Raw genomic sequence first — 11,805 nt, 5'->3', positions numbered from 1 at the left:
TCGAAAAGAAATAGATGGGCTCCGGACAATCGCCGTGATACCTGTCATGTTATTTCATGCAGGAGTTCTAAGTTTCTCAGGAGGCTTTCTTGGCGTAGACATATTTTTTGTAATTAGCGGCTATTTAATAACGAACCTGATTTACAACGAGATACAAGAAGGAAAATTCTCCATCGTCGGCTTTTACGAAAGGAGAATCAGGCGCATTTTGCCTGCGTTATTTCTTGTAAGTGCGTTTTGCATACCATTTGCTTGGAAATGGATGACGCCTTCACAATTTAAAGAATTCGCTATCAGCCTGGTTGCTACGAATGTGTTTTCGTCAAACTTCTTCTTTTGGCAACAAAGTGGATACTTTGCCGGTGCGGCCGAGTTAAAGCCGTTGCTTCATACATGGTCGCTTGCCGTCGAAGAGCAATTCTATCTGTTCTTTCCGCTACTTTTAATCTTCCTGAACAAATTGCCGCGTAAAATCATCATATGGATAATAATCGCAATCAGCATTGCCAGTCTTTTGATGGCGGATATAGCTTCACGCTATTACCCATCGGCTGATTTTTATCTCCTGCCGACGCGTGCCTGGGAACTGGGTTTCGGAGCAATCCTCGCGTTAAGCTTTGGCGGCAAGCACATAATAGGGGGTAAACTCGCCGAAATCATCTCCGGAACCGGCCTGGCCATGATCCTGATTTCTATCCTGATATTCGATGAATCCTTTCGGCACCCTAGCTTATGGACCGTCATTCCCGTGTTAGGCACCACGCTGATTTTATTAGCGGCAAACCAGGAAACGATCGTCGGCAAGCTGCTGAGCCTGCGTCCCATGGTTGCGATCGGTCTCGTCAGTTATAGCGCCTATCTGTGGCATCAGCCCCTGTACGCCTTTGCCCGTCTGAGCCAGCCATATCCGCCATCGCTACCGACCATGCTCGTCTTGGCGGTGCTCTCGCTATTGTTGGCAGCGTTGAGCTGGCGCTTCGTCGAACAGCCATTCCGAACCAAAAAAGCGGGCCGTGCAATCGGCCGAAAAGCCATCTTCGTCCTGGCATGCGCCGGTTCCGGAGCTTTCATCGGCCTCGGTCTTTTGGGGCGCTACACCCATAGCCAGGATCATGCTTTCGCGGCGAGCCTCGCGCCTGACCAGCTGCAGGCCTACACATTGATTCAGCGAACCGAGCAGGAGAATAGCGGCACGAAAAAACTTGGCGGCGGGCCGTGCATATTCAGCGCGGTCGAGCTTGATGCAAACGTCAGGAAAAAAATCGAAGCCTGTGCCGAACGCTTTGGTCCCGGCCTTTTGATATTGGGCGATAGCCACGCGATCGATCTCTATCGATCGGTCGTCAATACCCGTCCACGACCTGGCTTCATAGTGGGACTGGTCTCGGGCGGATGCCGCCCCTATGAAGAGTTAGCGGTGTGCGAATATTATCGTCAGTTGCTTGATTATCTTGAGCAATCCCCTGGCTCTTTCGATCTCGTGATTTTCGAACAAGCCGGGTTCTATCTGTTAAAGGGGAAGGGCTATGATGAAGGCGACCGGCAAATGTTTTCCCTTCCGGTCGCAAAGCAATTGCCGGATTATCGACCGGATGAAGCCCGCATAAGCGCGATTGCGAATTATTTATCGAAACTTTCACGGCACGGACGCGTGGTCTGGCTCGGCCCGCGCCTCGAACCCCATATCCCGCAAGCCGCCTTGCTGCGCCGGGGGTGTAATTATCCTTTCAAGCCTCGGCTCGGAACGGAGCGCATATTCCATCGACTGGATGCGGCCATCGAGCGTCGGCTGGATAATAGCAGCGTCCGATATCTTTCGCAGAACGATCTGCTGGCTTTCGATTTTCCGGGCGACTTCACGACCTGCAAGGAACTCTACTGGTCCGACGGAGACCATTTCAGCAATGCCGGCGAGCGGCGCTTCGGAGCGAGAATGCGGCTTGTCGAGCGGCTTGGCCTCGCAGGCAAATGACTTGGCGGGGATGGTGATCGGTTATCGGAACACCGGTTCAGCGTGCCAACAAATCCCTGTCCTACAGGGCGGTGTCTTTGTTATGATAGCGCCGATGTCCTTCGCGCGCGCCCTTTACGATCGCTCATGTGGCCGGGTTGCCGGGGCGGGCGGTTTTTCCGCTCTGGACAGTGTGACCCGTGTGACCCTGGCCTTTGGGGGAGGAGCGAAGAGGGGGGGCCGTATGCCGCCCTTTGCGCACTTCCGGATCGGCGGCATCGCATGGCGCGGGTGAAGGCCGCGCGGCCGCTGGAGCTGTTCGACCGCGCCGAGTGGGCTGCGCTGACTCGGGTTTCGCCATGGCGCGGCGCGTGGCTGGTGGCGCATTGCTGGGGGGGAATCGCGCTGGCGATCGGCCTGGCGCTGTGGGTCTGGGACGCGGCGGGGCCGCTGGCCGGCGCGCCGGCGGTGCTGGCGGCGATCGTGATCGTCGGCGGGCGGCAGCTGGGGTTGGCGATCCTGATGCACGACGCGGCGCACGGTCTGCTGAGCCGCGATCGGGGGCGCAACAACCGGATGGGCGAGTGGCTCGCCGGCGCGCCGGTCGGCAGCGATCTCAAGGCCTACCGCGCCTATCACCTCACCCATCACCGCTACACGCAGCAGGACGAGGACCCGGACTTGGAGCTTTCCAGCCCGTTCCCGACCAGCCGCGCCAGCCTGCATCGCAAGATATTGCGCGATCTGACCGGGCGCACGTTTCTGAAGACGCGCGGGAGCCAGCTGGTGATGGGGTGGCGGGCGTTAAAAGCGCAACTCGAGGCGCTCCTGCGAAAGCAGGAGCCCAGGGCGGATGCAGCGCGGCGGGACCCTGGGCTCCTGCCTTTGCAGGAGCGCGCTAACGGCAGTAGAGGAGAAGTCCGCAGCTTCGCCGGCGCCGCCATGCTCCGGTTCCTGGGCGTCAACGCCCTGCTGCTGATCGTGCCGTGGGCGCTGGGCGCAGGGCCGTGGCCGTTCCTGATCTGGCTCGCCGCGCTGGCCACGACGTTCCAGCTGTTCCTGCGCGTGCGCAACATCGCCGAACATGCCTGCACCGCCACCGGATCGGACGACCCGTTCACCCATGCGCGCACCACCCATGCGAACTGGCTGGAGCGCGCCACCGTGGCCCCTTACTGGGTCAACTACCATAGCGAGCACCATCTGTTCATGGCCGTGCCCTGCTACCGGCTTCCGCAGGCGCACCGCGCGCTGGTTGCCAAGGGCCATGCGAGCCGCATGACCATCGCGCCGGGCTATGCCGAGGTGCTGCGCATGGCGGCGGGCGCGGCATGAGCGCGGAACTGGCCGCCGAGAGCCGCGCGATCCTCGAAACGCTGGTGGCGTTCGACACCACCTCGCGTCGCAGCAACCTGGCGCTGATCGCATGGGTCGAGGGCTATCTCGCCGGCTTCGGCGTCACCGGCCGCCGCGTGCCGAACGCGGACGGCGACAAGGCGAACTTCCATGCCACCATCGGCCCGAACGTGGCGGGCGGGGTGATCCTGTCCGGACACAGCGATGTCGTGCCGGTGGACGGGCAGGACTGGTCGAGCGATCCGTGGACGGTGACCGAGCGCGGCGGCAAACTGCACGGGCGCGGGACCAGCGACATGAAGGCGTTCATCGCGCTGGCGCTGGCCGCCGTGCCGCGCTTTCTGGAAGGCAAGCGCCCGGTGCATCTGGCGCTGAGCTATGACGAGGAGGTGGGCTGCAAGGGCGCGCCGAGACTGATCGCCAGCATCGCAAGCCATGTGCCCCCGCCCGCGCTCGCCATCGTCGGCGAGCCGACCAGCATGGCGGTAGTAACGGGGCACAAGGGCATCGCGCTGCACGAGGTGCGCGTGCGCGGGCATGAAGCGCATTCGAGCCTGACGCATCTCGGCGTGTCGGCGAATATGGTCGCGGTGGGGCTGATGCACGAGTTGATGGAGCTGGCCGAAGCGCTGAAGGCTGAGGCCGATCCGGACAGCCCGTTCACGCCGCCGCACGCCACACTCACCATCGGCGAGATGCGTGGCGGCACCGCGAGCAACATCCTCGCGCGCGATTGCCGGTTCGTGTTCGACCTGCGCTGTCCGCCGGGGCAGGATGCGGATGCGATTCTGGCGCCGTTCATCGAACGCGCGGCCGCGGTCGATGGCGAGCTGAAGGCGGCGTTCCCGGAATGCGGCGTGCGCGTCGAGCGGTTGTCTCACACCCCGGCGCTGGCGCCCGTGACGGACGGTCCGGCGGAGGCGTTCGTGCGCTCGCTCACCGGCGACAACGGCCCCGCGCTGGCGGTGTCCTACGCCGCCGAGGCGGGGCAGTTCGCCGAGGCCGGGTTCGCCACCGTGCTGTGCGGTCCCGGCTCGATCGAGCAGGCGCACCAGCCCGACGAATGGATCGCGCTGGAGCAGATCGCCAGGGGCGCGGCGTTCATGGAGCGGCTGGCGCGGCGATTGCGGGAGGACTGAACGCGCCGGAACGGGGGAAGCGGGCGCCGGGCGGCGGAACGGAGCGCGGGTCTCGTGCGCTGTTGGGGTGGAAGCGAATTACCGCCAGCCCGAAATAGAGGAAGCAAGCGATGAGTGCACCGAAAGACCTGAACGACCTATATGCCCATGAACTGCAGGATCTGTGGTCGGCGAACGAGCAGATGAGCGAAGTCGTCCCCAAGCTCGCCGACGCGGCGGGCGACCAGAAGCTGAAGGATCGCCTGACCAAGGCGGTCAAGGGCATCGATGCGAACACCGAGATGGTCAAGCAGCTGCTCGCCGACATGGACGAGCAGTCGAAGGAGCATTGCAAGGGCATGGAAGGCCTCGTCAAGGAGGCCAAGAAGCACGCGCTCGAGGCCGGGATCGACGACAAGGACGTGCGCGACGTGGCGATCATCGCGCAATATCAGCGCATGTGCCATTACGGCATCTGCGGCTTCGGCACCGCCAAGGCGTTCGCCGAGGCACTCGGCCGCAAGGAGGACATGGCGAAGCTCGACGGCGCGACCGAAGGCATTTACGATGCCGACAAGAACATGAGCGATCTCGCCGAACGTTCGGTCAATCTCCACGCGAAGAACAAAGCGAACGCCTGATCCGGCGTCCGCAATTTCGAACGAATGGGAGGGGCCGGACGAAACGGCCCCCCTTTCACGGAGCCTCTACCGATTGAGCGCCTGGGCGATCAGCGCCCGCGTGTTGGCGATGCCGTAGAGCCCGATAAAACTGCCCATGCGCGGGCCTTCGCTGGCGCCGAGCAGCGTTTCGTAGAGCGCGCGGAACCAGTCGCGCAAGGTAGCGAAGCCATAGGCCTCGTCCTTGCCGATGGCGTAGACGGCGGTCTGGATGTCCTCGGCGGCGGCATCGTCCGGCAGCGTGGCGAGTTCGGCGTCGAGGCGCCGGAGCGCGGCGATCTCTACGCCGACCGGTTTGCGCCGGTGAAGCGCGGGAGCGATGAAGTCGCGGGCATAGGCCAGCGCGTTGTCGATCAAACCGCCCAGTTCGGGATAGCGCTCGGCCGAGGCGTCGGGGACGTAGTTGCGCAGGTATCCCCACACCGTGTCCTTGTCCGCATCCGTCCCCATCACGCCGACCAGGTTGAGCAGCAGCCCGAACGTCACTGGTAGCTCCGCCTCCGGCACGTCGCCGTCGTGGATGTGGTGCACCGGATTGCCGAGTCGTTTGGCCGCGTCCTGCTCTGCCCAGTTGCCGCGGAACTGGTAATAATCGTCGACGGCGCGCGGGATCACGCCGGCATGCAGCTGCTTGGCGCTCTTGGGGTTGGGGAAGATGTAGAACGCCAGCGAGCGGTCGCTGCCATAGGTCAGCCATTGCTCGATCGACAGGCCGTTGCCCTTGGACTTGCTGATCTTCTCGCCGCGCTCGTCGAGGAACAGCTCGTAGATCAGCCCCTCGGGCCTCCGCCCGCCGAGCAGCTTGGCGATGCGGCCCGATTGCACGCCGCTGTCGGTCAGGTCCTTGCCGTACATCTCGTAATCGACCCCCAGCGCCACCCAGCGCATCGCCCAGTCGACCTTCCACTGCAGCTTGGCGTTGCCGGAGAGGATCGACTGCTCGACCGTTTCGCCCGCATCGTCGAAGCGGATGATCCCGGCCTCGGCGTCGACCACCTCGACCGGCACCTGCAGCACGACGCCGCTCGTCGGGCTGATCGGCAGCACCGGCGAATAGGTCCGCCGCCGCTCTTCCCGCAGCGTCGGCAGCATGATGTCCATGATCGCGTCATAGCGGCGCAGCACGGTCTTCAGCGCCGCGTCGAAATGCCCGCCCTCATAGCGCTCGGCGGCGCTGACGAACTCGTAATCGAAGCCGAAGCGGTCGAGGAAATCGCGCAGCCGCGCGTTGTTGTGCGCGGCGAAGCTCTCATGCGTGCCGAACGGATCGGGGATGCGGCTCAGGGGCTGACCGAGATGTTCGGTCAGCATGGCCTGGTTCGGCACATTGTCGGGCACCTTGCGCAGCCCGTCCATATCGTCGCTGAACGCCACCAGCCGGGTGGGCGCGCCGCCGGTCAGCGTCTCGTAGGCGCGGCGCACCCAGGTCGTGCGCTGCACTTCCTGAAAGGTGCCGATATGCGGCAGGCCCGAGGGGCCGTAGCCGGTTTCGAACAGCACGGCCGAGCCGCCGGGTTTGCCATCCGGATAGCGTTTGGCGAGCTTCCTCGCCTCCTCGAACACCCAGGCCTTGGACTGCTTTGCTGCCGCCTGATAATCCACGCGTACCGTTTCCTTTTCGTTCCGAGCTGCTCTAGAGACTCGCAGCGTGTCTGACCCGTTACCGTTCCCCGCGCTGCATGCAAGCCATGCGGGCATCTGGCTGGCCGAGCCGGGGCGGGGTCCGCGTGCGATATCCAAGGGCGACGCCATCGGCCGGGCGGCGGAGACGCCGGTGATCCTGATGAACGCGCCGCTGGTCGGGCGGCGGCTGGGCTATCCCGATCTGTCCGGCTTGGACCTGCTGGAACTGTTCGCCTTCGTCCATCCCGCGCGGTTCGTGGTGCCGACCCCGATGGGGCTGGCGCGGGTGCTGGGGCTCCATACTCCCCTCCCGCCTGCGGGAGGGGCCGGGGGTGGGCCTGTCGCGCCATCGCTTGAGCGCGGGGCCGCGGACCCAGCGCCCACCCCTAGCCCCTCCCGCAAGCGGGAGGGGGACTTTGACGATGCATCCACTCCCTCGCTCTATTTGGCCGCCGCCGAGAAGCTGCTCGCGACCCTCGCCGATCCCGCATGGCCCGAGCGCGAGGGGGCGTGGAACAGCGCGCAGGCGCTTTATCGCCTGCGCTGGCCGTGGGCGGCGGAAGTGGGGCGGCGGATCGCGCGCCCCGCCAAGGCGGAGCGCTGGCTGTTCTCGAAACTGCCCGAATGGGAGGAACGCCCGCCGCGCGCACAGCCGAAACAGGTCCGCGTGGACGAAGACGAGGCGCTGAAAAGCCTGCACGGCCTCACCGGCGATGGCGCCGAGCGGCGCGAGGGCCAGCGGCGCTATGCGGTGGAGGCGGCCAAGGCGTTCAATCCGCGCGCGATGAAAGGGCAGCCGAACATGCTGCTGGCCGAAGCGGGTACCGGCATCGGCAAGACCATGGGCTATCTTGCCCCCGCCCACCGCTGGACCGAAAAGTCGGGCGGCGGCGTGTGGATCAGCACGTTCACCAAGAACCTCCAGCGCCAGCTGGTTGGTGAAACCAAGCGGCTCTATCCTGACGAGGCGGCGTTTCGCGAAAAGGTGGTGGTGCGCAAAGGCCGCGAAAATTACCTTTGCCTGCTCAATCTGGAGGATGCGCTGCAGGGCGGCTTTCAGGGCCGTGCCGCGGTGCTGGCGCAGCTCGTGGCGCGCTGGGCCGCCTATACCCGCGACGGCGATATGATCGGCGGCGACCTTCCCGGCTGGCTGGTCGCGCTGTTCCGCCGCAACGGCGCCACCGCGCTGACCGACCGGCGCGGCGAATGCGTCTATGCCGGCTGCCCGCATTACCGCAAATGCTTCATCGAACGATCGGCGCGGGCGAGCGCGGACGCGGACATCGTCATCGCCAACCATGCGCTCGTGATGGTCAACGCCGCGCGCGGCCGCGAGCAGGCGAACGCGCCTACCCGGCTGATCTTCGACGAGGGCCATCATCTGTTCGACGCCGCCGATTCGATGTTCGCCGCCGCGCTGACGGGGCAGGAGACGATCGAGCTGCGCCGCTGGATCGTCGGCCCCGAAGGCAAATCGCGCGGTCGCCGCCGCGGTCTCGCCGCGCGGCTGGCCGATGTCGCCAGCTATGACGAAGAGGGCGGCCGCGCGATCGAGGCGGCGCGCACCGCCGCCACCGCCTTGCCGTCCGAAGGCTGGCTGCAGCGCGTGGCCGAGGGCGATCCGTTCGGGCCGGTCGAGCGGCTGCTCTGGGCGGTGCGCGGCTTCGTCTATGCGCGCGACGAGAGCAAGTCGGCCGACGCCGGCTACGGACTGGAGACCGAGATTGCCGATCTGGGCGGGCCGCTGGTCGAGGCGATCGCGGGCGCGTCCGAGGCGCTCGAAATGCTGCAGCGGCCGCTGGTGGTGCTTGGGCGGAGGCTGGAGGCGATTCTCGCCGATCCGCCAGACTGGATGGATGGGGCCGCGCGCGCCCGGATCGACGGCGCCGCGGCGAGCCTGTCCTGGCGCGTCGATCTGCTCGGCGGCTGGACCGCGCTCCTCGCCAATGCCGTCGGCGCGCGCGACCCGGATTTCGTCGACTGGATGGCGGTCGACCGGTTCGAGGGGCGCGATTACGACGTCGGCTTGCACCGCCGCTGGCTCGATCCGATGCGGCCCGTCGCCGAGATCGTGCTGAAGCCCGCGCATGGCGTGATCGTAACTTCGGCCACGCTGCGCGGCGGCGGCGACTGGGACACCGCCCAGGCGCGCTCTGGTGCTATCCATCTGGACCGGCCCGCCGATCAGTTCGCCGCGTCCAGCCCGTTCGATTACGCCGTCCAGGCCGAGGTGCTGATCGTGACCGATGTGAAGCGTGGGGACACCGCCGCGCTGGCCCATGCCTATGCCCGGCTGATCGAGGCGAGCGGGGGCGGGGCGCTCGGCCTGTTCACCGCGATCCGGCGGCTGCGCGCGGTCCATGCGCGGATCGCCGACCGGCTCGCGCGCTCCGGCCTGCCGCTCTACGCCCAGCATGTCGATCCGATCGACACCGGCACGCTGGTCGACATCTTCCGCGACGATCCGCGCGCGTCCCTGCTCGGCTCCGACGCTCTAAGGGACGGCGTCGACGTGCCGGGTCATTCGCTGCGGCTCGTGATCATGGAGGGCGTGCCTTGGCCCAAGCCGAGTATCCTGCACCGCGCGCGCAGGCTGGCGGCGGGCGGCAAGGACTATGACGACCGCATCATCCGCGCGCGGCTGGCGCAGGCGTTCGGCCGGCTGATCCGGCGCGCCGACGATTCCGGAAGGTTCGTGATACTGTCGGCGGCCATGCCGTCGCGTTTTCTGGACGCCTTTCCGAACGGGACGCCGGTTCGGCGCGTAACGCTGGGCGAAGCGATCTCCAGCATCGGCGGGCTTCCGTTCGGCGTGGAAAGCGGGCAAGAGGAGGCGGGGCTCGAAGGCCTGCCGGGCGAGGATATGGGCCGCATATGAAAAGACTGACGTTGATCCGTCATGCCAAGTCGGATTGGTCCGACGACGGCCGGCACGATGTCGAGCGTCCGCTCAACCAGCGTGGATGGCGCGCGGCGCGCGTGATGGGGCGATGGCTGGCCGAGCAGCGGCTGCATTTCGATCTCGTCCTCGCCAGCCCGGCGATACGGGTCGGTGAAACGCTGGCGGGCCTGGCCGAAACCTATGGCCGCGAATTTGCGATCGAGACCGACAAGCGCATCTATCTCGCCTCGTCGGTGACGTTGATGGAGGTGCTTCGCGATCGCAGCGGGGACGCCGCGCATGTCATGCTCTGCGGGCATAATCCGGGGACGGAAGATCTGGTCCTGGAGTTGACACCGGATGATGGCCGCTGCCCCTCGCGCGATCTGGTGGAAGAGAAATATCCCACTACCGCCATCGCCGAGATCGTGCTGGATATCGCCGACTGGCGTGATCTCGACACGCGGACAGGGCGCCTCGAACGCTTCACCAGGCCGCGCGATCTCGCGGCCGATCTCGGACCCGAATATCTGGGCTGAGCGTCCCTCGACCGGACAGCCGCGCCGCGCCGGTTGAACCCATTGCCCGACCATGCATTAACATCTTCAGGGGCGGTTCAGCCGCTTTCCCCTAAATATCAATGCATGCGTATCGGGAGAGTCGAAATGTCCGTGTTGAAAATCCGCAATGCCGTTTTCCTGGCCGCCGCCGGCGTCGGTCTTTCAGCTTGTACGGGCCTGTATGGCGATGGCTATTATGCCGGCGCTTCGGTCGGTAGCGGCTATTACGACGGCTATGGCGATGGCTATGGTTATAACAACTACAACAGTTACAACAGCTATGGCGATCCCTATTGGGGTTGGAACGGCAACTATTATTATCCGGGCAGCGGCTATTATGTCTACGATCGCTATCGCCGCCCTTATCGCTGGAATTCCTATCAGCAGAATTATTGGGCGCAGCGCCGTCGCAATTGGCGCGGCGGCTATCGCAACGACGGTTATTGGGGCGATTTCGACCGCAACCACCGGGATGATCATCGATACAACCGCGACGATCGAGGCTATGGCCGGAGCGATCGCGACGATCGCGACCGGAACCGCGATTATCGCGGACGGGGCCGTGACGGGGACCGTGATGGCAGGGGCTATCGCCGCCGTGACGATCAGGGCGGCGTTCGCGGCGGAGCGGCGGTTCGGCCCGATGCCGATGTCGCAGCGGCCCGGGCGCAGGCGACCGCTCAGGCGCGCGCCGCGGCGCGAGCGCGGGCTGCGGCGGCATCATCGAACCGCAACGGCGACGTCGTCGAAAATGCGCGTGTCGCGGAAAGCCGCGCTCAGTCCGCGGCCGATCGGGCGGAGCGGGTTCGCCAGCGCGGCGCGGCGGCGCGCTCCAATCGCGATCGCCGCCGCAGGCCCAACTGAGCCCGCCCGGTAGCAGCGTTGCGGCTCAGGCGCCTTCGAGCGCCGCGGCCAAGCGATCCCGGACCGATCGCAAGACATCGAAAGCCCGGCCAGCTTGCGCCGGGCTTTTCGCCGTTTGGGCGCTGTCCTGACGCGCTGCTTCCTCCACCGCCTCGCCGGAGCCGTTTTCCAGAAAGCGACGCGCGCCCTTGACGGTAAAGCCCCGGTCCTGCAGCAGCACCCGAATATGGCGCAGCAGCGCCGCATCCTCGGGCCGATAATGTCGGCGTCCGCCCGCCCGCTTGAGCGGCCTGAGCATCGGGAACTGTTCTTCCCAGTAGCGCAGGATATGCGGTTTCACGCCGATTTCGCCCGCCATCTCGCCGATCGTACGAAACGCGTCGTCGGCCTTGTCTGCCACCCTATCGCCCCGCCATGCCGTCAATCGCTCGCGCGCACGCGGCTGCGCATCTGCTGGCTCGGACGGAAGGTCAGGACTCGGCGCGGGGCGATCGGCACCTCGACGCCGGTCTTCGGATTGCGCCCGATCCGCTCGCCCTTGTCGCGCAGCACGAACGTACCGAAACCGGAGATCTTGACGTTCTCGCCGCCCAGCAGCGCATCGGCGATATGGCCCAGGACCGACTCGATCATGCCGGCGGCATCGGCGCGTGAAAGCCCCACCTGCCGATTGAGGATGTCGGCCAGATCGGCGCGGGTCAGTGTTCCTTCGGATCGCATCGGTACATCCCCATTCGATTGGCTAGCGATATCATAGCGCTATTTCACGAAT

10 protein-coding genes are annotated in these 11,805 nt (G+C 65.3%); 7 read left to right on the top strand and 3 right to left on the bottom strand.

From position 1 onward, the window contains the following. Positions 1–46 precede the first annotated feature (46 nt). The 4 genes from ACOQPC_RS13880 to ACOQPC_RS13865 all read left to right on the top strand — a co-directional run bounded on the left by ACOQPC_RS13880 (position 47) and on the right by ACOQPC_RS13865 (position 5,066). Positions 47–1,972 carry an acyltransferase family protein gene (locus ACOQPC_RS13880; RefSeq protein WP_420606305.1) on the top strand — a complete coding sequence of 642 codons (1,926 nt, stop codon included), beginning with the start codon at positions 47–49 and terminating at the stop codon, positions 1,970–1,972. Positions 1,973–2,233: 261 nt separating this feature from the next. Next, the gene (locus ACOQPC_RS13875; RefSeq protein ID WP_420606304.1) at positions 2,234–3,286 is read left to right on the top strand and encodes a fatty acid desaturase family protein; all 1,053 of its coding nucleotides are present in this window, start codon (positions 2,234–2,236) and stop codon (positions 3,284–3,286) included. Then, positions 3,283–4,446: an acetylornithine deacetylase gene (argE, locus tag ACOQPC_RS13870; RefSeq protein WP_420606303.1), complete on the top strand. Its 1,164-nt coding sequence runs from the start codon at positions 3,283–3,285 to the stop codon at positions 4,444–4,446. Before ACOQPC_RS13875 ends, argE begins: the two co-directional genes overlap by 4 nt. Before the next feature lie 110 nt (positions 4,447–4,556). Next, positions 4,557–5,066, top strand: a complete 510-nt coding sequence (locus ACOQPC_RS13865; RefSeq protein ID WP_420606302.1) for a ferritin-like domain-containing protein — start codon at positions 4,557–4,559, stop codon at positions 5,064–5,066. 66 nt (positions 5,067–5,132) lie between these two features. Here ACOQPC_RS13865 and ACOQPC_RS13860 read toward each other — a convergent pair whose 3' ends face one another. Beyond that, the gene (locus ACOQPC_RS13860; RefSeq protein WP_420606301.1) at positions 5,133–6,707 is read right to left on the bottom strand and encodes a lysine--tRNA ligase; all 1,575 of its coding nucleotides are present in this window, start codon (positions 6,705–6,707) and stop codon (positions 5,133–5,135) included. A 46-nt stretch (positions 6,708–6,753) separates the two neighbouring features. Here ACOQPC_RS13860 and ACOQPC_RS13855 point away from each other — a divergent pair, with 46 nt between their 5' ends. The 3 genes from ACOQPC_RS13855 (at position 6,754) to ACOQPC_RS13845 (ending at position 11,033) form a co-directional block, all read left to right on the top strand. Beyond that, complete coding sequence (locus ACOQPC_RS13855; RefSeq protein WP_420606300.1) at positions 6,754–9,606, top strand: ATP-dependent DNA helicase; 2,853 nt, start codon at positions 6,754–6,756, stop codon at positions 9,604–9,606. After that, positions 9,603–10,148: a SixA phosphatase family protein gene (locus ACOQPC_RS13850; RefSeq protein ID WP_420606299.1), complete on the top strand. Its 546-nt coding sequence runs from the start codon at positions 9,603–9,605 to the stop codon at positions 10,146–10,148. The genes ACOQPC_RS13855 and ACOQPC_RS13850 overlap by 4 nt, the downstream gene beginning before the upstream one ends. 126 nt (positions 10,149–10,274) lie before the next feature. Continuing rightward, positions 10,275–11,033: a hypothetical protein gene (locus ACOQPC_RS13845; protein WP_420606298.1), complete on the top strand. Its 759-nt coding sequence runs from the start codon at positions 10,275–10,277 to the stop codon at positions 11,031–11,033. A 25-nt stretch (positions 11,034–11,058) separates the two neighbouring features. On the opposite strand, the gene ACOQPC_RS13840 is transcribed toward ACOQPC_RS13845, so the two are convergent. Together ACOQPC_RS13840 and ACOQPC_RS13835 are read right to left on the bottom strand one after the other, a co-directional pair. Beyond that, positions 11,059–11,433 carry a MerR family transcriptional regulator gene (locus ACOQPC_RS13840; RefSeq protein ID WP_420606297.1) on the bottom strand — a complete coding sequence of 125 codons (375 nt, stop codon included), beginning with the start codon at positions 11,431–11,433 and terminating at the stop codon, positions 11,059–11,061. Positions 11,434–11,453: 20 nt separating this feature from the next. Then, positions 11,454–11,753, bottom strand: a complete 300-nt coding sequence (locus ACOQPC_RS13835; RefSeq protein ID WP_420606296.1) for an integration host factor subunit alpha — start codon at positions 11,751–11,753, stop codon at positions 11,454–11,456. Positions 11,754–11,805: the final 52 nt, after the last annotated feature.

Origin of the sequence: Novosphingopyxis sp., assembly GCF_965218915.1 — a bacterium.
Taxonomy (GTDB): Bacteria; Pseudomonadota; Alphaproteobacteria; order Sphingomonadales; family Sphingomonadaceae; genus Novosphingopyxis.
Note: the sequence above shows the minus strand (reverse complement) of the source record. Positions and strands in the feature narration are given on the sequence as shown.

Excerpts from the sequence above, each read along its gene's own strand:
- ACOQPC_RS13880 (WP_420606305.1), top strand. The coding sequence starts at position 47 with ATGTTATTTCATGCAGGAGTTCTAAGTTTCTCAGGAGGCTTTCTTGGC.
- ACOQPC_RS13875 (WP_420606304.1), top strand. The coding sequence starts at position 2,234 with ATGGCGCGGGTGAAGGCCGCGCGGCCGCTGGAGCTGTTCGACCGCGCC.
- argE (WP_420606303.1), top strand. The coding sequence starts at position 3,283 with ATGAGCGCGGAACTGGCCGCCGAGAGCCGCGCGATCCTCGAAACGCTG.
- ACOQPC_RS13865 (WP_420606302.1), top strand. The coding sequence starts at position 4,557 with ATGAGTGCACCGAAAGACCTGAACGACCTATATGCCCATGAACTGCAG.
- ACOQPC_RS13850 (WP_420606299.1), top strand. The coding sequence starts at position 9,603 with ATGAAAAGACTGACGTTGATCCGTCATGCCAAGTCGGATTGGTCCGAC.
- ACOQPC_RS13845 (WP_420606298.1), top strand. The coding sequence starts at position 10,275 with ATGTCCGTGTTGAAAATCCGCAATGCCGTTTTCCTGGCCGCCGCCGGC.
- ACOQPC_RS13835 (WP_420606296.1), bottom strand. The coding sequence starts at position 11,753 with ATGCGATCCGAAGGAACACTGACCCGCGCCGATCTGGCCGACATCCTC.